This window comes from Xenorhabdus sp. XBWT (genome assembly GCF_059072735.1).
Genome location: NZ_CM180990.1, coordinates 1,171,821 through 1,189,955, shown reverse-complemented (window position 1 = coordinate 1,189,955; position 18,135 = coordinate 1,171,821). Strand labels below are relative to the sequence as shown.

At 42.5% G+C, this 18,135-nt stretch carries 21 protein-coding genes; 10 read left to right on the top strand and 11 right to left on the bottom strand.

All coding sequences use genetic code 11. The features are described 5' to 3' along the window. Nucleotides 1-62 precede the first annotated feature (62 nt). Nucleotides 63-1,064, bottom strand: coding sequence for a type IV pilus twitching motility protein PilT (locus AC5JQI_RS05375; protein ID WP_493913971.1), 1,002 nt, complete (start codon nt 1,062-1,064; stop codon nt 63-65). A gap of 21 nt (nt 1,065-1,085) precedes the next feature. On the opposite strand from AC5JQI_RS05375, the gene AC5JQI_RS05370 reads away from it, so the two are divergent. From AC5JQI_RS05370 to hemW, 5 genes are all read left to right on the top strand, one after another. Continuing rightward, nucleotides 1,086-1,781, top strand: a complete 696-nt coding sequence (locus AC5JQI_RS05370) for a YggS family pyridoxal phosphate-dependent enzyme (protein WP_493913970.1) — start codon at nt 1,086-1,088, stop codon at nt 1,779-1,781. Nucleotides 1,782-1,863: 82 nt separating this feature from the next. Further along, nucleotides 1,864-2,685, top strand: a complete 822-nt coding sequence (gene proC, locus AC5JQI_RS05365; RefSeq protein WP_493913969.1) for a pyrroline-5-carboxylate reductase — start codon at nt 1,864-1,866, stop codon at nt 2,683-2,685. A gap of 27 nt (nt 2,686-2,712) precedes the next feature. Then, complete coding sequence (locus AC5JQI_RS05360; RefSeq protein WP_237386194.1) at nt 2,713-3,276, top strand: YggT family protein; 564 nt, start codon at nt 2,713-2,715, stop codon at nt 3,274-3,276. A gap of 44 nt (nt 3,277-3,320) precedes the next feature. Beyond that, entirely contained in the window at nt 3,321-3,914 is a 594-nt protein-coding gene (locus AC5JQI_RS05355) for an XTP/dITP diphosphatase (RefSeq protein ID WP_493914623.1), read from the top strand. Further along, a complete protein-coding gene (gene hemW / locus AC5JQI_RS05350; protein ID WP_493913968.1) occupies nt 3,907-5,037 on the top strand; it encodes a radical SAM family heme chaperone HemW in 1,131 nt (376 codons plus the stop codon). The genes AC5JQI_RS05355 and hemW overlap by 8 nt, the downstream gene beginning before the upstream one ends. Before the next feature lie 73 nt (nt 5,038-5,110). Here the strand turns inward: hemW and AC5JQI_RS05345 are convergent, their stop codons facing one another. Both AC5JQI_RS05345 and AC5JQI_RS05340 read right to left on the bottom strand, forming a co-directional pair. Continuing rightward, a complete protein-coding gene (locus AC5JQI_RS05345) occupies nt 5,111-5,662 on the bottom strand; it encodes a LeuD/DmdB family oxidoreductase small subunit (RefSeq protein WP_493913967.1) in 552 nt (183 codons plus the stop codon). After that, nucleotides 5,659-6,957, bottom strand: a complete 1,299-nt coding sequence (locus tag AC5JQI_RS05340; RefSeq protein ID WP_493913966.1) for a 3-isopropylmalate dehydratase large subunit — start codon at nt 6,955-6,957, stop codon at nt 5,659-5,661. The genes AC5JQI_RS05345 and AC5JQI_RS05340 overlap by 4 nt, the downstream gene beginning before the upstream one ends. A 253-nt stretch (nt 6,958-7,210) precedes the next feature. On the opposite strand from AC5JQI_RS05340, the gene AC5JQI_RS05335 reads away from it, so the two are divergent. Next, nucleotides 7,211-8,128: a LysR family transcriptional regulator gene (locus AC5JQI_RS05335; RefSeq protein WP_493913965.1), complete on the top strand. Its 918-nt coding sequence runs from the start codon at nt 7,211-7,213 to the stop codon at nt 8,126-8,128. A gap of 79 nt (nt 8,129-8,207) precedes the next feature. Here AC5JQI_RS05335 and AC5JQI_RS05330 read toward each other — a convergent pair whose 3' ends face one another. From AC5JQI_RS05330 to AC5JQI_RS05320, 3 genes are all read right to left on the bottom strand, one after another. Further along, a complete protein-coding gene (locus AC5JQI_RS05330; RefSeq protein ID WP_237386199.1) occupies nt 8,208-8,987 on the bottom strand; it encodes an L-threonylcarbamoyladenylate synthase in 780 nt (259 codons plus the stop codon). 40 nt (nt 8,988-9,027) lie between these two features. Beyond that, entirely contained in the window at nt 9,028-9,516 is a 489-nt protein-coding gene (locus AC5JQI_RS05325; RefSeq protein WP_493913964.1) for a YbhB/YbcL family Raf kinase inhibitor-like protein, read from the bottom strand. A gap of 189 nt (nt 9,517-9,705) precedes the next feature. Beyond that, nucleotides 9,706-10,524: an IS5 family transposase gene (locus tag AC5JQI_RS05320; protein WP_493913963.1), complete on the bottom strand. Its 819-nt coding sequence runs from the start codon at nt 10,522-10,524 to the stop codon at nt 9,706-9,708. 487 nt (nt 10,525-11,011) lie between these two features. Between AC5JQI_RS05320 and AC5JQI_RS05315 the strand changes: the two genes are divergently transcribed. Continuing rightward, entirely contained in the window at nt 11,012-11,146 is a 135-nt protein-coding gene (locus AC5JQI_RS05315; protein ID WP_493914622.1) for a hypothetical protein, read from the top strand. 106 nt (nt 11,147-11,252) lie between these two features. Here the strand turns inward: AC5JQI_RS05315 and AC5JQI_RS05310 are convergent, their stop codons facing one another. The 5 genes from AC5JQI_RS05310 to trmB form a co-directional block, all read right to left on the bottom strand. Next, nucleotides 11,253-12,197, bottom strand: coding sequence for a siderophore ABC transporter substrate-binding protein (locus tag AC5JQI_RS05310; RefSeq protein WP_493913962.1), 945 nt, complete (start codon nt 12,195-12,197; stop codon nt 11,253-11,255). Nucleotides 12,198-12,320: 123 nt separating this feature from the next. Continuing rightward, complete coding sequence (locus tag AC5JQI_RS05305) at nt 12,321-13,172, bottom strand: DUF2884 family protein (RefSeq protein ID WP_493913961.1); 852 nt, start codon at nt 13,170-13,172, stop codon at nt 12,321-12,323. Further along, nucleotides 13,123-14,049 carry a glutaminase B gene (gene glsB, locus AC5JQI_RS05300; protein ID WP_443089565.1) on the bottom strand — a complete coding sequence of 309 codons (927 nt, stop codon included), beginning with the start codon at nt 14,047-14,049 and terminating at the stop codon, nt 13,123-13,125. Before glsB ends, AC5JQI_RS05305 begins: the two co-directional genes overlap by 50 nt. Nucleotides 14,050-14,202: 153 nt before the next feature. Next, nucleotides 14,203-14,529, bottom strand: coding sequence for a YggL family protein (locus tag AC5JQI_RS05295; protein ID WP_493913960.1), 327 nt, complete (start codon nt 14,527-14,529; stop codon nt 14,203-14,205). Continuing rightward, entirely contained in the window at nt 14,529-15,248 is a 720-nt protein-coding gene (gene trmB / locus AC5JQI_RS05290; protein WP_493913959.1) for a tRNA (guanosine(46)-N7)-methyltransferase TrmB, read from the bottom strand. The genes AC5JQI_RS05295 and trmB overlap by 1 nt, the downstream gene beginning before the upstream one ends. 245 nt (nt 15,249-15,493) lie before the next feature. Between trmB and mutY the strand changes: the two genes are divergently transcribed. The 3 genes from mutY (at nt 15,494) to mltC (ending at nt 18,000) form a co-directional block, all read left to right on the top strand. After that, entirely contained in the window at nt 15,494-16,531 is a 1,038-nt protein-coding gene (mutY, locus tag AC5JQI_RS05285; protein ID WP_493914621.1) for an A/G-specific adenine glycosylase, read from the top strand. A 38-nt stretch (nt 16,532-16,569) separates the two neighbouring features. Further along, the gene (locus AC5JQI_RS05280; protein ID WP_493913958.1) at nt 16,570-16,842 is read left to right on the top strand and encodes an oxidative damage protection protein; all 273 of its coding nucleotides are present in this window, start codon (nt 16,570-16,572) and stop codon (nt 16,840-16,842) included. Between the two features lie 84 nt (nt 16,843-16,926). After that, nucleotides 16,927-18,000, top strand: a complete 1,074-nt coding sequence (gene mltC / locus AC5JQI_RS05275; RefSeq protein WP_493913957.1) for a membrane-bound lytic murein transglycosylase MltC — start codon at nt 16,927-16,929, stop codon at nt 17,998-18,000. Nucleotides 18,001-18,135: the final 135 nt, after the last annotated feature.

Below are 18,135 nucleotides of genomic sequence, written 5' to 3'. Positions count from 1 at the left end.
TGTTTGTAATAGCCATATTCATTATGAAAAATGGCTGTTACTGCAAAAACAATTGTTAACCCCTATTCTGCCAGTAATCCCGATGCCTTACGCTGTTGTCGGCTTTGTTCGTAAGTTTGCATACCGCAAGCAGCACCAGTCTGCATTAATGTTGCTATCTGATGGTTTTTACCTTCCCTGATCAAATGGCTGATGGCCTGATTAACGACTAAAACTTCATGAATAGCCACCCTGCCGCCGTCTTTGGCTGGGATCAGCTGTTGAGAAATAACCGCTTTTAAACTTCCCGCCAATTGGCTGCAAATCCAGCCTTTCTCTTCCGCGGGAAAGACATCAACTAAGCGATCTATTGCCTGGATCGCACCACGGGTATGTAATGTTGATAAAACTAAATGCCCTGTTTCAGCCGCTGTCAAAGCCAACCGGATTGTCTCTTTATCACGTAGCTCCCCCAGTAAAATCACATTAGGATCTTGCCGTAATGCACCTTTCAGGGCTGTTTGGTAATCCGGCACATCTTTACCAATCTGCCTCTGCTGTATCAGGCAATTCCGGCTTTGATGCACGAATTCTATTGGGTCTTCCAGGGTAATGATATGTTTACTGCCGCGGCTATTAAAAGCATCAATCATAGCTGACAAAGTAGTGGATTTCCCGCTTCCTGTCGCACCTGTCACTAATATCAGCCCACTCACTTCCTTCAAGATAAGGTGTTGGATGATATCAGGTGCATATAATTGCTCCAGAGTCGGACATTTATCCGTAATTAATCGCAATACCAATGACAAATGGGATTGTTGATAAAAGAGATTTCCTCTGAGTCGTTGTTGATTTTGCATCTCCACTACAAAATCAATATGGCCATGCTCCTGTAACTGTTTTTTCTGTGTATCCGATAATATTTCCCTGCTCCATGCAATCAGAGTATCCGATTGAATTGCTTCCAGTTGTATCTGAGGATATAACACACCATTAATGCGCAAAACAGGAACTTGCCCGACACAAAGATGCAGATCGGAAGCATTATGCTTTACACTAAGGGACACCAATTTTTCCATATTCATTTTTTATCTCCTGAGTCACTTATGAACAATATTGAACAAAATCTTTACGATGTCAGGAACCACATTACCCTTGCTGCTCAAAAATGCGGGCGTATTCCAGAAGAAATTACGTTACTTGCAGTCAGTAAAACCAAACCTGTGGATGCCATCGCAAAAGCTATAGCCGCTGGTCAGCGGGAATTTGGGGAAAATTACGTTCAGGAAGGCATTGAGAAAATTCAATACTTTGACAACCGAGATGATTTGGTTTGGCACTTTATTGGCCCATTGCAGTCCAATAAAAGTCGTCTGGTTGCAGAGAATTTCGATTGGTGTCATACCATCGATAGATTGAAAATTGCCCAGCGATTAAGTGAGCAACGACCTGAAAACATGCCTCCGCTCAATGTCTTGATCCAGATTAATATCAGTGATGAAGAGAGCAAATCAGGTATTTTACTGGCGGAATTAGACGATTTGGCAGCAAGGATTGATTCTCTGCCTCATCTGGCATTACGCGGATTGATGGCAATCCCGGCTCCAGAAAATAATGTTGGTCACCAAATCGTCATTTTTCGCAAAATGGAACACGCATTTACCCAATTGAAAGCACAATATTCACAAATTGATACACTTTCAATGGGCATGACAGATGATATGGAGGCCGCCATTACCTGTGGCTCTACATTGGTTCGGATTGGAACCGCGATATTCGGTGCCCGTCAATACCGTTCTTAATTTAGGTCTGAATTTAAATCTTAAATTAAAAAGTATCTGACTCGATATTCAAAATTAACTGATTAATATGCGGGATTGTTTAATGGAAAATCGTAAAATTACCTTTATTGGCGCAGGAAACATGGCTCATGCCATTATCGCGGGATTAGTCAGAAAAGGTTACCCAGCTGGACTCATCACGGTCTGTTCCCCAAACACAACTCGCCGTGATGTATTGGCAAAAGAGTATGGCATTAACAGCCAAAGCGATAATATTCGCTACGCACAGGAAGCCGATGTCATTGTGCTGGCAGTTAAACCACAGATGATGACAGAAGTTTGTGATTCTCTGCATTCACAGGTCGATTTCAGCCAAAAACTGGTTCTTTCTATTGCTGCTGGTGTTCCAGTCAGCCGTTTTTACGCACTTTTACAGGCTGATATCAATATCATTCGCATCATGCCAAATACACCTTCACTTGTCGGACAAGGGATCAGCGGACTGTTTGCGCCTGAGCACGTTTCTCAGCTTGATCGCAAATTTGCAGCATCATTGATGAGCAGTGTCGGTAAAGTCTGCTGGGTAGACGATGAAAACGGCATTAATGCTATTACCGCTGTCGCAGGCAGCGCTCCGGCCTACTTTTTCCTGTTCATGGAGTCTATTCAACAAGAAGCTGAACGTCTGGGATTTGACAGTGAAACTGCCAGAGAGCTTGTCCTGCAAGCCGCGATAGGTTCAGCTAAACTTGCTGAAACGCAAAAAGATCTTCCTTTTGCTATCCTGCGTGAGCAGGTAACATCTAAAGGCGGTACAACGGCTGAAGCACTGCGCATTTTTTATGAAGGTAACCTTCCTGAAGTCGTGTCCCGTGCCATGCAAGGAGTAATCCTCCGAGCGCAGGAAATGGAAAAATTATTTTAATTGAGTTAATTCAATCAGGGCTGCTACATGCAATTCTTAAATTTCGTCCTTCTTACAGCTTTGGATTTATATATTGCCATCTTACTACTGCGTGTCTGGATGCAGTGGGTTCGTTGTGATTTCTATAATCCATTTGCGCAATTTATTGTTAAGATCACTCAACCTGTAGTGCGGCCGTTGCGCAGGTTTATACCTGCTGTTGGTCCCATTGATACAGCGTCCGTTGTTCTTGTCTATCCACTCGTTCTTATCAAGATAATGCTGCCTGTATGGCTAACAACAGGGCAATTTATAATGCCCTCTGCCATCATATTCTTGATTGGGATAATTGAATTACTGACCGCTGTAGGGAAACTGGTATTTTGGCTGGTGATTGCCCGCGCGCTACTCAGTTGGATAAGTCAGGGAAAAAATCCTGTTGATTATGTTCTGATCCAATTGACCGAGCCATTAATGGCACCTATCCGCCGTATTATCCCTACTATGGGTGGCCTTGATTTCTCTGCCATGATTGTGATGCTAATTCTCTATGCACTGAATGCCCTGCGTTATGACGTGATGGGATGGTTAGTTTCAATGTTCGGTTCATGAGCTACATAATTAGTTGAATACATAGGTTAATTAGATAAATGGCAATGCAAAAAGTTGTTCTCGCCACAGGAAATGCTGGCAAAGTACGTGAATTGGCTGATTTATTGGCTGATTTTGACTTGGATATAGTAGCTCAAACCGAGTTAGGTGTTGATTCAGCCGACGAAACCGGCCTCACTTTCATTGAAAATGCAATCATCAAAGCCCGCCATGCCGCAGCAATCACCGGATTGCCTGCTATTGCAGATGATTCAGGGTTATCTGTTGATGCGCTGGGCGGCGCTCCGGGCATTTACTCCGCCCGCTATGCAGGCAGTAATGCTTCCGATCAGGAAAATCTGGAAAAACTACTGGAAGACATGCGTGATATCCCTGACGAACAACGTCAGGCGCAGTTCAACTGCGTTCTGGTCTTTTTACGCCATGCCGAAGATCCGACTCCTTTGGTATTTCATGGCCGTTGGTCAGGAATGATCACACGTGAACCGGCCGGAGAAGGCGGTTTTGGTTATGACCCAATTTTTTATGCTTCGGAATTTGACTGTACAGCAGCACAACTGAGCCGCGAACAAAAAAATGCGGTATCTCACCGCGGAAAGGCATTAGAAATGTTGTTGGAAGCCATGCGCAATGCTTAAGTTGCCACCTCTGAGTCTTTATATTCATATTCCTTGGTGTGTACAAAAGTGCCCTTACTGTGATTTCAATTCACATGCCCTAAAGGGAGATGTACCACATCAGGAATATGTTGATCATCTACTGGCAGATCTTCGTGCTGACTTGCCGATGATTGGTGATCGCGAGGTATCAACGATTTTTATCGGAGGAGGAACTCCAAGCCTGTTGAGTGCTGAAGGAATGCAGCGATTGCTTGACGGAGTGAGATCTTCACTCCGGCTTTCTCCACAGGCAGAGATTACAATGGAAGCCAATCCCGGAACGGTTGAAGCTGATCGTTTCAGTGCCTATCAGCAAGCCGGTATTAATCGCATTTCCATCGGAGTACAAAGTTTCGGCTCAGATAAATTGATCCGTTTAGGGCGCATCCACGGCCCGGAAGAAGCCAAACGCGCGGCAAAATTGGCGGACGGGCTTGGTTTACGCAGTTTCAATCTGGATTTGATGCATGGGTTGCCTAACCAAACACTTAACGAAGCGTTGAATGATTTACGTCAGGCGATTGAGCTGTCTCCGCCACACTTGTCTTGGTATCAACTGACTATTGAACCCAATACGAGCTTTGGCTCCCGTCCACCCGTTTTACCGGATGATGACGCGCTATGGGATATTTTTTCCCGGGGTCATCAATTACTGACAGAAGCGGGTTACCAGCAGTATGAAACTTCTGCATATGCCAAACCGGGTTTTCAGTGTCAGCATAATCTCAATTACTGGCGTTTTGGCGATTACTTAGGCATTGGCTGCGGGGCACATGGGAAAATTTCATTTGAAGATGGCTGTATTTTCCGTACTGTGAAAACCAAGCACCCACGCGGTTATATGCAGGGACGCTATTTGGATCAAAAAAATCAGGTTGATTATGAAGATCGGCCATTTGAATTTTTCATGAACCGCTTTCGGCTACTGGAATCCATGCCTCGTCAGGATTTCAGTGATTTTACCGGGTTGCCAGAAAGTGCCATTCGTCTACAACTTGATGAAGCACTGGCTAAAGGTTATATCACTGAAAGCGATATACACTGGCAAATTACCAAACACGGAAAACTCTTCCTGAACTCGTTATTGGAACTGTTTCTCTAAAAACAAAAACTGCACCCGGAAATTCACAGGTGCAGTTTATAACCAAACATTTATAACCAATAGCGTTAAAGAATTATTTAATTCTTCCCGTTTCCCGTGCGTAAGAAAATAAGCCACCAGCAGAAACAATATTGGCAAGTTCGCCAATAGGATCAGTTTGATATTTTTCGCCATTCTCCAGTAAAATTACGGTTTGGTTTTCAACATCAATTTCAATGCTATCACCAGTGACTAATTTGTCACATAAACGCTCCTGTGCGGCAATCGGCAATAATTCGCCAGTCGATACACAATTGCGGAAAAATATACGGGCATAAGATTGAGCAAGAACTACCTTCACCCCTGAAGCACCTAAGGCAGCGACAGCATGTTCACGCGAAGAGCCGCAACCAAAATTCTGCCCTGCCACAATAATCGGATATTTCGCTTTTCCCTTGCTTTCATCAATGAAAGGCAGTGATCCTTCCGGTAATCCACACATCGCCAGTGAAGCCAGTTGTGCATATCCTTCAGGCGTTGAAGGGTTTACCTTGAGGTATTCGGCTGAGAGAATCTGGTCAGTATCAATATTATCGGTCAATACATAGACCTCACCCCGAATGATATTTTCCTTTAACTCACTCATAAAAACTCCTCAGGATTGGTAATCTGGCCAGTAATCGCAGCTGCAGCAACAGAATAAGGGGAAGCCAGGTAAATATTGGCGCGTTTATGTCCCATTCTGCCGACGAAATTACGATTTGTTGTCGATATAACGGAGATTGGATCGTTGACTCGTCCGAACGTATCAGGTGGCCCACCACAGCAGGCGGAACACCCTGATTCAGAGGAAAGTTTCACTCCAGCATCACTCAGAATTTGATAGACAGAAACACCTTCAATCTGGGTTGTTATGGTTTTATGGAAAACCTCTTTTGTTGCCGGCACTGCGTAAGTCGGAATTTTAACTTTATGTCCTTTTATAACACGGGCAGCCGCGACAAAATCCTCCAGCTTTCCACCAGTACAGGAGCCAATATATGCCTGAGAAATAGCAACACTAGCCACTTGTTCGATAGAAACCACATTATCCGGAGAATGTGGTTTAGCAATCTTCGGCTGCATATCAGTAACGTCTATATTCAATACACGGCTGTACTGCGCATCTTCATCAGGATAAACAATGTTAAAAGGGAGATTATTTCGTTCTGCCAAATAATCCAAAGTAGCCTGATTGGGAACCATAACGCCATTTTTTGCACCGCATTCAACGACCATATTACAAATCGTCATGCGCTCTTCTACCGATAACTCGTCAATGACATTACCGCCAAACTCGATGGCTTGATATGTTGCACCATCGACAGTTAATTCTGCCAATACAGACAAAATCATGTCCTTCGCTAAAACATAAGCGGGTTTGGTTCCGGTAAAGTTAACCCGAATTGTCGTTGGTACTTTGAGGGGAATTTCACCCGTACCTAAAGCATAAGCTGCATCGGTAATACCTAACCCAATAGCGAAAGCACCGAAAGCACCAGCAGTTACTGTGTGAGAATCCGTCCCCAACAGAACTTCGCCAGGACGGGTATGTCCACCTTCTGCAAGCCCTATATGGCAAACACCTTTATAGTTTGGGGTTCCGACATCGTAAAAGTATTTTATATTCTGTTCAGCAGCAAATTCACGCATTACCCGAATATTTTGATTAGCTTGCGGATCTGCCGAATAGACAAAATGGTCAGGGATCAGGATAAAGCGTTCGGGATCCCATATTTTTGCATCTTGCCCGAACTCTTTTTTAAATACGCTGGCTACACCCGGAGTGCAGGGATCGTGAGACATTAGAATATCTACTTTCGCCCAAACCACTTCACCCGGAGTGACGTGTTTACGCCCACTTGCTCGTGCAAGAATTTTTTGTGTAATAGTTTGGCTCATCTCACATTACCCCTGAAGATTAAAACAGACCAGTTAGATTGTTATCCTAGCAAGATTACGGCTCTTTAACATAAGGAAATACCATGATTAGTTCACTGTTTCTATTATGGGACAGTCGTTCGTAAAATGGAAAACTCCCGCTCTTTTAACCTGATACCTATCTCACCGTACAAACAAGGAATATTGGCCTCTCTCTACAGGATATGTGGTATGTTATACCGCGGTTCTCCCAAGTAAATCATCAGGTTAATTCATGAATAATATTGATAATCTCACCTCTATGGTGGTCTTTGCCCGCGTAGTAGAAACACTGAGTTTTACCGAAGCCGCAAAATCGTTAAGGCTATCGAAGTCTTCGGTCAGTCGCGAAATTGCGCAGTTGGAAATCAGATTGGGAACCCAGTTACTTAACCGTACTACACGTAAAATCCAGGTGACTGAGGTTGGGATGAGTTATTACCAATACTGTCACCGAATTCTTACTGAAGCTCAAAATGCTGAGCATTTTATACGTAATTTCCATGAAGAACCGATGGGAAGTTTACGCCTGATTGCGCCAGTATCCTTTGGCAGTCAATGTATTGTCCCCGCCCTGAATAACTTTATTGCCGGAAATATTCATATCAGCGTTGATCTAGAACTGACAGACAGAACGATTAATATGAATGAAGATCAATGCGATATTGCAATTATTATAGGGCGTGAAGCTCCACATCATCCGCTTGTTATGCCTCTGATTGATATTACTTGGGGACTTTACGCCACACCTGATTATCTGCGTCAATTTTCAAAAATAGATAAACCAGAAGATCTTCCCCGTTATGATTACCTACTATTTCGAGGCCCTGCCCATACTATCTCACTACCGTTTCGTAAAGAGAGGCATAAGCTGGATATTGAAGTTCGCAGCCGGTTTCGCATCAATAACAGCGTCGCATTAATGAATTCTGCATTAGTGGGCGCTGGCATTGCCTACCTGCCAGATTACGTAACTCATGAAGCCGTTGCGGAAGGAAAATTGGTAAGACTTCTCCCTGAATGGAAAATGGATATCTATCAAGCCTGGATGCTATTTAAATCAGAAAGTACACTCTCTTCACGCGTGCAACACTTTGCAAGTACTTTGCAAAATAAACTGAAACAAAATTTAGAGAACGGAAAAAAGACATAATTAATGCGGGTACAACAGTACCCGCAAGCGCTATCAATATTATTGCCTATCAAGCATCCTTGCTTGTTAATAGCCGTACTTAATAATAGTTACCGTGGCGGTAATCCCAAGTCGTAAAGATATTAGACATTATCGCCATGATTTTATGCACATCCAATCCCTTACGGATCAATATTGGACACGGTGTAATATCACGCTGGTTATTTTGCAGCGGCACTAATTTACCGTTTTCATCCACCATTGAAATCATAACACCCTGTTCATAACGAGTCTGCTCAGTTTCATTTGGCTGGATAGATTTAACATAGTCATTGGCATCAATAATCAGATCAGCCTGACTTTCAATCCGCTCACCGATACATTCAACCAATCCACGGTTACCTTTACCTGATGGGTTAGCTGAGCTGGCAAAAGAAAACTTGCCGTGATTTTCCCAAAGCTCTTTTGCCAGAATTTCGCCTGGTTTACCAAATTTAATTACGAAGCAACTTGTGCCACGTTGATCCATCATCAACTCTTTAGAACCATCATCTGGAATACGGGCTAACGCTTCTTCTTTCCAAGGCAAGATGCAGCCCAGCAATATATCTTCATCCCAATGTTTTTGATAAAGCTCTTCAATTTCCGAGTTAAGTTGAGCCAACTCTTTCAGCTGTTCCAGTGATCCACATAAAACAACGCCGGGTTTATTGCGATTACGCTGTTTCGCTTCAAATTTACGCTCTAAGCCTTTTGCATCTGATGTCATAATGATATAGCCCACTTTGGTCGGGCAAACGATCATTCCACCGTCACTAGCAAGGATCTCTACCGCTTCCTGCTGTACCCCATAGTTCCATTGAATTTTTTTGTTGCTCATATTGATACCCTTTACTGGAAACGGAAGAATTATTAATCAGTTAACGATGGTAGTAACTGGTGATGACAGCTGTTGCCAAGGTATTGGCTTGAATCATAAAACGCGCAACGGCGTTTGTCGTTTCAGCACCAACTCCCAGTTTTTCCACCGATAAGGCATGTACAGTGAAAATATAGCGATGCGCTTTATCACCTAAGGGTGGACAAGGGCCACCGAAACCAAACAAACCATAATCATTCCTGCTTTGAATCGTACCGATTGGCAATTTGCTGCTATCGCTTTTCCCTGCATTTGCTGGCAAGAGCTGAGTATCAACGGGAATATCAAAAGCAACCCAGTGCCAGAAACCGCTGCCTGTTGGTGCATCAGGATCATAGACAGTAATCGCAAAACTTTTTGTTCCGGCTGGTGCATCTGTCCAGACCAGTTCAGGTGAACGATTATCACCATTGCCACCAAATTCATTAAATTCATGCTCTTTCAGCAAGAAGTCATTATTCTTAAATTCAGTTGAACTGATAATCATCATTATGTTCCCCCATCAAGTGCCTTTTGAAATATCCTAACGCAGTTTTTCTATGCTGCAAGATCAGGTTATCGTTTTGCTTGATTGTTTCAATTTGGGAACAATAAGTGAATTACTGGATATTTTTGTATGGCGTGATTTTCTAAGCTTTCTTCGCGGAAGAACGATAATTGGACATATGAATATAAGAGCCTATCCCAAAAGGATTGTATTCCACACGAGCCATCCACAACAAAAATACAGCATGCCTTCATAATTGCTTATTTTCTTTTCCCAACGGATTAATATCCGCCGATAACGATTCATCCAACTATGCGTTCTTTCTACAACCCAACGGCTCGTTTTAAAATAAACGTCCTTTATCATCGCATCATGTTCTTCTTTCCTCGATTGAATACAGGGAATATATCGCTGCTTTATCAGCGCTTCTTTTAACCATCCAGCCTCATAGGCTTTATCCAAATGAAGCGGCAACGCCTGCCCCGGCCTTCCCGTTTCAAGATGTTCCAGTGTTTCTATGACCAGCTTGATGTCATGCGTATTTGCAGGCGCGACTATCACCGCTAAAGGCAAACCGTGACCATCAGTCAGAAGGCTTCTTTTGATACCTTGTTTTCCCCTGTCTGTTGGGTTGCGGCCTGTTTTTTTTGTCCCGGCAAGCGGGGCTTTCGTCGGGCAACCATCCAACGATAACTGGCTCCAATCAATGGTGCCCACTTTTTCACTGGCCAGTAAGCCACTTTGCCAAAATCGTTCAAACACACCCGCCACCTGCCATTCCTGAAAACGGCGGTGAGCACTGCTTGAAGAACAAATTCCGGTGGCATTGAGGGCATTCCACTGACATCCGGTTTTCAGGACAAAAAAGATAGCATTCATGGCGGCACGGTTATCGACACGATGACGATGGCACCCTAAAGGATGATGGGTTTTATGTTCAGGCAGTAACGGTTCCATTTTTTGCCAAAGCTCATCAGAAATGAGCCATTGTGATGTCGTTTTCTTACTCATCATCATCACCAAATGGAGGTTAATAAAAAGACTAAATCACTATACTACAAAATACCTTTTGGGATAGGCTCTAATACTACAGCCATAACAATAGTAAAATCAATGCATTATCTGATACTCAAAAAAACGAAGAAATAACATCAATTCAAGCTATTCTATGGGGTTATTCCCTATCGAGAAGAGTGAATACGGCTGTAGTACTAAGCCTGTTTAGGGCAAATTCCTTTGATTCTTCTTCCATTCCCGACTTATTGTTGCTACTTTGCTTTAATTATTGTTCAACAAAATGCAATGAAAAAAGAAGATTCTTTAAACTGAAAATCTGAGATCTAAGATTATGTCTAATTCATTTTATATTTAAAGTCAATGATAATTATATCTATAAAAATAATATTTAAATGATATTATTAATTTTTATTTATAAATATAAAACATATATATTTACCACTTGAATTGAAGGTAACTACGAGATGATGGACTCCGGGAAATTGGTTTTGGTCGTTTTAAGCCTTATCTTTGTGGCGGTACCCATGTGATATCTCTTAAGCAATTAGGAGATATAAAAATACAGGAAGTAAAAATGAAGAAAGGTAATCTAACAGTATATTACGATGTGGTTTGACAGATAGTGATTACTGTAATCGACATGAAAGCGTTAAAAAATTAAGGTGACCGCTTGACGGCCACCTTTAAGTACAATGGCTATTTATCAAAGCCATAAACAGGGGCTATAACGCATCAGCAATTGCATTAACTTGTCGTGTCATACTGTCCAAACCACCACCAGATAAATACCAAAGATCAGATTGCAGATACACTATTTTGCCATTTTTATACGCATTGGTTGATTTGACTTGATCGTTTTCGAACTGAGCTTTTGTCAGTTTTCCGGCACCAATCGCTTCACTACGATCAATAATAAAAATCACATCAGGATTTGCCTGTGCAATCATATCCGCAGTTACAGCTCGACTTTTACTTTTATCTGATTTGGTGGGTAATTCTGCACGTGAAGCCTGAACCACATTATAAACAATGGCTTGATTATTGGGATATAGCTCACCAGCATTGTGCAACAATACCAGTACCTTGCTGTTTGCTGCCTGTGCTTTTTCCTGTGCAGATGCAATAGTTTTCTCTAAATCAGCAATCTGTGTTTTAACAATATCCTGCTTATTAAATAACTCGCCTAATAACTTAAGATTACTATCAACAGATGGTAGGTAATTTTTATTGTCAGTGCCTAAATCAACCGTTGGTGCTATTTGTGATAAACGATCATAGAAAGAACCCTGACGCCCTGTTATCACAATCAGATCCGGTTTTATTTCTGCTAACTTTTCCAAATCCGGTTCTTTCATTCCACCTGCATTATTCATACTCTCAGACAGATTACTACGTACATATTCAGGCAAACTACCAATAGGTAACGCAATAACTCGCTCGGATAAACCTAGTTTTGCCATCGAATCATAAGTACCGAAATCAAACAGAACAACCCGCTGTGGATTTTTTTTAACCTTAGTTTCACCAGAAAGATGTTTTACTGTGACATAATCACCAGACTTCTCCGTTACTGTATTTGGTGTAAATAATGTGGATGATTGACTAAATGCAGAGTAGCTGGTGACAGAAAATAGTGATGCGATAACAATTGGTAGGATTTTTTTCATTGTTACACCTGAATTAAGAATATTGGTAAGAAGTAACCCGCATTCTAGGTGGCAACATTAATATGTCAACTAAATAAGAATCAATTTCATATTGATTCTTATTTAGAAGATATGCATTGTGATTTACTTAATCAAATTCATAAGAGCAATATGCTGTTGTTCTAAGCCGTTGGCTTTACTACAAACGTCTTCTTTCAAGCGCTTCAACTCTTTTTTCTGCTTTTCCCATTCAGCATCAAAACCATTTTGCACTCCCCCCAATCCTCCGAGAAGAGACATTAACATCTGTTTGCCGCCACCATTTTGATCGCTCTTTTTACTGCTCATTTCGTTAATGCTATCCTGCAAGATACCACCGAGACTCTGTTCGACGAGTTTCTTGCCTTCAGATTCTACCTGCTTGACTGCCTGAGAGTTGAATGCAAAACCATTAGCGCGAGTTTCAATCACTCTATCTATTTGCTTATTAAGACCAGATTCCAATTGGGACAGACGGTTACGGACATTACTTTCTTTCCCCATCGTATCAACAATCACCTTATCCAGTGATTGACGTGCACTTGCCAAATGGCTCAAGGCTTCTTGCTTAACCCACGGTAAATCTTGACGGATCGTCTGTTGATACTGAACAGCTTTGCTGCGTTGTTCTGCATTTAATGACAACGCCTTTCCATCACGAGTTACGGAGCCATCAGGCAAGATTTTCAGGTTTCCACCGGCTCCAACAACTTGGACAGATTTCGGCGTGACAATAATGTCATCATTAAGTGTCACCTGACAGCCAGAACCCGCCTGGGCTTGAGCTACGATCATCTGAGTTGCAAATAATAATGTAGCAATCGTGATTCTGCGTAACATACGTTCTCCTGAATTTCCTTTGCTTGATGACTTTCTATCTGCACGGATGCCATCAACACGGACGAGATTAAAAAATAGAGCGGCCAATACGCCCAGCCAGTTTTTCCAGTACTGCACAACCCGCCAATGAGTTACCGGATTTATCCAGTTCAGGAGACCACACCGCAACGGTGAATTCACCCGGAACAACACAGACAATTCCCCCGCCAACACCTGATTTCCCCGGCATACCGATTCTGAAAGCAAATTCTCCAGAACCATCATACATACCACAAGTCAACATCAACGCATTAATCTGCCTTGTTTGTCGAAGGCTCAGAATTTGCTGACCGGAACCAATCATACGCCCTTGGTTGGCTAAATAAATAAAACACTGAGCCAGTTCGACACAATTCATTTTCAGGGCGCAGTAATGAAAATAGGTTTGCAGAACTGTCAAGACATCATTTTCAAAATTGCCGAATGATTTCATCAGATAGGCAATCGCCGCGTTACGGCTTGAATGATCCATCTCTGAACGGGCAACGATATCATCATAACAAATATCTTTTTGCCCTGTGAGGCTGCGAACAAATTCCAGCATTCTATGCTTAGGCGCGCTCAAGCGTGATTGCAGCATGTCACAGATTATCAGTGCTCCCGCATTGATAAAAGGATTCCGGGGTATTCCCTTTTCCAGTTCTAATTGAACCAATGAATTAAAGGGCTGCCCGGAAGGCTCCGTACCAACTCTCTGCCAAATGTCATGCTCTTTATAGCGTGTCATCGCCAATGTCAGGCTCAACACCTTAGAAATGGACTGTATAGAAAAGCGCTTTTCAGCATCTCCGGCTTGGAAAATCTGTCCATCAACTGTACAAATGGCTATTGCCAGATTATTTACCTGAACTTCCGCCAAAGCGGGAATATAATCTGCCACTTTCCCTTGACCAATCAAAGGGCGTACTTCATCTAGGATATCTGCCAATAACGAATTAGAGAACCTTACCTTCACCACTTCTTCTCCAGATAGACAGGGACTCCAAAGGAGTCCCTGCATACAGCGTTATTTCTGTATATTTACCCTTCATGTTTTCAAGTTAACGCTTGTTAGCAACAACTTAAATCCATTAGATATTAAAACGCTACATGTTTATATAACAGCAAATCAATCCCACCACACGTCAAATAGTTCTGATATAACAACATCTTCCATGTTGCGATCTTTCAGCCATTTTTCAATTAACTGGCGGTGCTCTTCGGTACATTTACCAATTTTTTGCAGGCAGATCAGACCTTCCCACTGTAAGTAACCACTGGCATCCAAAGCCAAGCCATTTGGCTCTATCAACTCTTCAATTAAGGCATCAACCGTGCTGTCAACAACATCAACAGATGTATTGGCCGGAAAACCCCACCTTATGGAAAATCCTAACTCTTGAAATTCATCAATACGCATTTTTTTACGCAGACGGCGACTACGATTTTTAGCCATTATTCTACCCTCTCAAACATTAGATCCCATACGCCATGCCCTAACCGCTGACCGCGCATTTCGAATTTCGTGACCGGACGTGAATCAGGACGTGGTACATAATCATCGTTTTCTGATAAATTGCTATATCCTTTGGCTTCGTTCATCACTTCCAGCATATGTTCAGCATATGGCTGCCAGTCAGTCGCCATATGGAAGACGCCACCGATTTTCAGCTTATTTCTGATTAGTTGAGCAAATTCAGGCTGTACAATCCGACGCTTGTTATGGCGGACTTTATGCCACGGATCAGGGAAGAAAAGCTGAACCATATCCAAACTCTGATTTGGGATCATATTATTCAGCACTTCAATAGCATCATGGCACATAACACGTAGATTACTCAGGTTTTCCTCTTCTGCGGAAGCCAGACAAGCGCCTACTCCCGGCACATGAACCTCGATCCCAAAAAAGTTTTTTTCTAGGTTCTGGCTCGCCATCGTAACCAATGATGCCCCCATGCCGAAGCCAATCTCCAATACTACAGGGGCCTCACGACCAAAAAGAGCTCCCATATCGGACAGTTCTGGCTGATAATTCAAACCCATTTTCGGCCACATATTATCAAGTGCTTGCTGCTGACGACTCGTTAACCGTCCCTGCCGACGAACAAAACTGCGGACACGGCGCAAAGCCCTGCCATCTTCATCATATTCCGGTGAAATTACGTTATTTATCATGGTGCTTTCTATCAGTTTTAAAGGCATTTGCTCAGGCGTCTGGGGCTTAATGTACCGCAGGGTTGCCCAAAGAGAGCGCAATTATGCAAAGATGGCTGAGTTTATCAAGTTCAATGCCCATAAGCACAACTTTAATACTAAATTGCGTAGCGTTTCGAAATAAAGTTCGGGTTTACACTGAGGTTACACTATGTTGCAATCCTGTTCACAAAACAATATCTGATATAAAGACAATTATTCTAATGATGGAAGCTGAGCAATTTTCACAGATGGTACTTGAATGGTATCACCGTTATGGTCGTAAAACTCTGCCGTGGCAACTGGAAAAAACTTCCTATCACGTCTGGCTTTCAGAAGTGATGTTGCAACAAACACAAGTCGCGACCGTTATTCCCTATTTTCAGAAATTTATTTCACGTTTTCATGATGTTGCGTCTTTGGCTGCTGCACCACTGGATGAAATTCTCCATTTGTGGACAGGTTTGGGATATTACGCGCGCGCCCGTAATTTACATAAAGCAGCGCAACAGATAGTGACGTTACACAATGGCAAATTCCCGACGACATTCGATGATGTTGTTGCCCTGCCGGGAGTCGGACGTTCAACCGCTGGTGCTATTCTCTCTCTATCTCAAGGCAAACATTTTCCGATTCTTGATGGTAACGTGAAGCGGGTTCTGGCCCGCTGCTGTGCCGTTGGAGGCTGGCCGGGAAAAAAAGAAGTTGAGAACCAACTGTGGGATATCAGTACTCGCGTAACTCCCGCACAAAACGTCGAATACTTTAATCAGGCAATGATGGATTTGGGCGCAATGGTCTGTACCCGCAGTAAACCAAAGTGCGAAATTTGCCCGCTCAATACAGGCTGTATTGCTTACTCCAATCACAACTGGGCAGATTATCCGGGCAAAAAACCGAAACAAAGCATTCCTGAAAGAACAGCCTACTTTTTATTAATGCAGCATGGTGATACGGTCTGGCTGGAGCAGCGACCACTTTCTGGCATTTGGGGAGGCCTGTTTGCCTTTCCACAATTTACGGATCAGGCTTCTCTGGAAAAATGGCTGCAAGATGCGGGCATTTCTCACAGTAAACCTGAACAATTGACATCATTTCGTCACACATTCAGTCATTTTCATTTAGATATCATTCCCATTAGAATCGACATATTATCTTTTGATTCCTGCATGGATGAAAACAAGGGACTTTGGTATAACTTACGCCAGCCAGCAACTGTAGGATTGGCAGCTCCCGTTGAGTACCTTTTGCAACAATTGGGTTAATTTGCCCATTTTATTTTGAGGATTAGTGAGGATTAATTATGAGCAGAACTATTTTTTGTACTTTTTTGCAGCAAGAAGCCGAAGGCCAGGATTTTCAGCTCTATCCGGGGGAGCTGGGCAAGCGCATTTTCAATGAAATTTCTAAAGAAGCATGGCAACAATGGATGAGCAAACAAACCATGCTGATTAATGAAAAAAAATTAAATACTATGAACCCAGACGACCGCAAATTGCTTGAGCAAGAGATGGTGAAATTCCTGTTTGAAGGGCATGACATCCAAATTGATGGTTACATACCACCAGAACAATAATTTGCTACTCAACTGGCATAAATAAGAGCCATTTTTCATGGCTCTAACTACTGATGGCATATCAATATCCAACGGCTCTTTAAGATGAAAAAACTGCTGCCTCTGATTCTTCTTACTCCGCTCCTGATTTCCTGTTCTAGCAAAAAAGACTTTGAATACAAAGAAGAATATGTAAAAGATACGAATGGTTTCGATATTTTAGTGGGACAATTCGCCCACAATATTGAAAATATCTGGGGTTTACGAGAAGTATTAATTGCAGGCCCGAAAGATTACGTGAAATACACAGATCAATATCAAACCCGCAGCCATATCAATTTTGATGCGGGAAGTATTACGATTGAAACAATATCACCAGTCGAACCGACTGAAAGGTTGCACAAAGCGATTGTTGGCACTTTATTGATGGGAGATGATCCCGGCTCAATCAATCTTTATTCTGATTCCAACGATATTCAGATTAGCAAAGAACCATTCCTTTTTGGACAAGTCCTGGATAATAGTGGTGAGTCTATTCGCTGGGAGTGGCGCGCACGTCATTTTGCTGATTACCTGATTCAGAATAAATTACAAAAACGTCAATCAGGATTGCATGTCATTTGGTCGGTCACCATTCAATTGGTTCCCAACCATTTGGACAAACGTGCCCATAAATACCTCCCTATTGTTCGAAAAGCATCCATAAAATACGGAATTGATGAATCGCTGATCCTTGCCATCATGCAGACTGAATCCAGCTTCAACCCTTATGCCGTCAGCCACTCTGATGCGTTGGGTCTTATGCAAGTTATGCAACACACTGCCGGAAAAGATGTTTTCAGAATGCAAGGAAAACCAGGTCATCCCAGCCGCAGTTACCTTTTCGATCCTGAAAACAACATTGATGCTGGCACGGCCTATCTCTCGATATTACAAAATACTTATTTAGGCGAAATCAAGAATATCACTTCACGTCGGTATGCCGTCATCACAGCCTATAATGGCGGTGCTGGCAGCGTATTGCGTGTATTCTCGAATGACAAAAAGAAGGCTGCTCAGAAGATCAATTCAATGGAACCTGGTGATGTTTATGAAACATTGACAAATAAACACCCTTCCGCTGAGTCACGCCGTTATCTGATAAAAGTGAACAAAGCACAGAAAAATTATCGTCGATAATTTATAGTAAATTCATTGCTAACAAAGAACCGATGGAGAGTAGAGAAGCAACCCTCTCTCCATTTTGTTTAGATTTATAGCGCATTGGGCAATTTAAAAGCATGCAGATAAAATTATGCAGAAAATGTTTGACGG

Bases quoted from the DNA above. Each gene is read 5' to 3' on its own strand.
- AC5JQI_RS05375 (WP_493913971.1), bottom strand. From the start codon at position 1,064: ATGAATATGGAAAAATTGGTGTCCCTTAGTGTAAAGCATAATGCTTCC.
- AC5JQI_RS05370 (WP_493913970.1), top strand. From the start codon at position 1,086: ATGAACAATATTGAACAAAATCTTTACGATGTCAGGAACCACATTACC.
- proC (WP_493913969.1), top strand. From the start codon at position 1,864: ATGGAAAATCGTAAAATTACCTTTATTGGCGCAGGAAACATGGCTCAT.
- AC5JQI_RS05360 (WP_237386194.1), top strand. From the start codon at position 2,713: ATGCAATTCTTAAATTTCGTCCTTCTTACAGCTTTGGATTTATATATT.
- AC5JQI_RS05355 (WP_493914623.1), top strand. From the start codon at position 3,321: ATGCAAAAAGTTGTTCTCGCCACAGGAAATGCTGGCAAAGTACGTGAA.
- hemW (WP_493913968.1), top strand. From the start codon at position 3,907: ATGCTTAAGTTGCCACCTCTGAGTCTTTATATTCATATTCCTTGGTGT.
- AC5JQI_RS05345 (WP_493913967.1), bottom strand. From the start codon at position 5,662: ATGAGTGAGTTAAAGGAAAATATCATTCGGGGTGAGGTCTATGTATTG.
- AC5JQI_RS05340 (WP_493913966.1), bottom strand. From the start codon at position 6,957: ATGAGCCAAACTATTACACAAAAAATTCTTGCACGAGCAAGTGGGCGT.
- AC5JQI_RS05335 (WP_493913965.1), top strand. From the start codon at position 7,211: ATGAATAATATTGATAATCTCACCTCTATGGTGGTCTTTGCCCGCGTA.
- AC5JQI_RS05330 (WP_237386199.1), bottom strand. From the start codon at position 8,987: ATGAGCAACAAAAAAATTCAATGGAACTATGGGGTACAGCAGGAAGCG.
- AC5JQI_RS05325 (WP_493913964.1), bottom strand. From the start codon at position 9,516: ATGATGATTATCAGTTCAACTGAATTTAAGAATAATGACTTCTTGCTG.
- AC5JQI_RS05320 (WP_493913963.1), bottom strand. From the start codon at position 10,524: ATGAGTAAGAAAACGACATCACAATGGCTCATTTCTGATGAGCTTTGG.
- AC5JQI_RS05310 (WP_493913962.1), bottom strand. From the start codon at position 12,197: ATGAAAAAAATCCTACCAATTGTTATCGCATCACTATTTTCTGTCACC.
- AC5JQI_RS05295 (WP_493913960.1), bottom strand. From the start codon at position 14,529: ATGGCTAAAAATCGTAGTCGCCGTCTGCGTAAAAAAATGCGTATTGAT.
- trmB (WP_493913959.1), bottom strand. From the start codon at position 15,248: ATGATAAATAACGTAATTTCACCGGAATATGATGAAGATGGCAGGGCT.
- mutY (WP_493914621.1), top strand. From the start codon at position 15,494: ATGGAAGCTGAGCAATTTTCACAGATGGTACTTGAATGGTATCACCGT.
- AC5JQI_RS05280 (WP_493913958.1), top strand. From the start codon at position 16,570: ATGAGCAGAACTATTTTTTGTACTTTTTTGCAGCAAGAAGCCGAAGGC.
- mltC (WP_493913957.1), top strand. From the start codon at position 16,927: ATGAAAAAACTGCTGCCTCTGATTCTTCTTACTCCGCTCCTGATTTCC.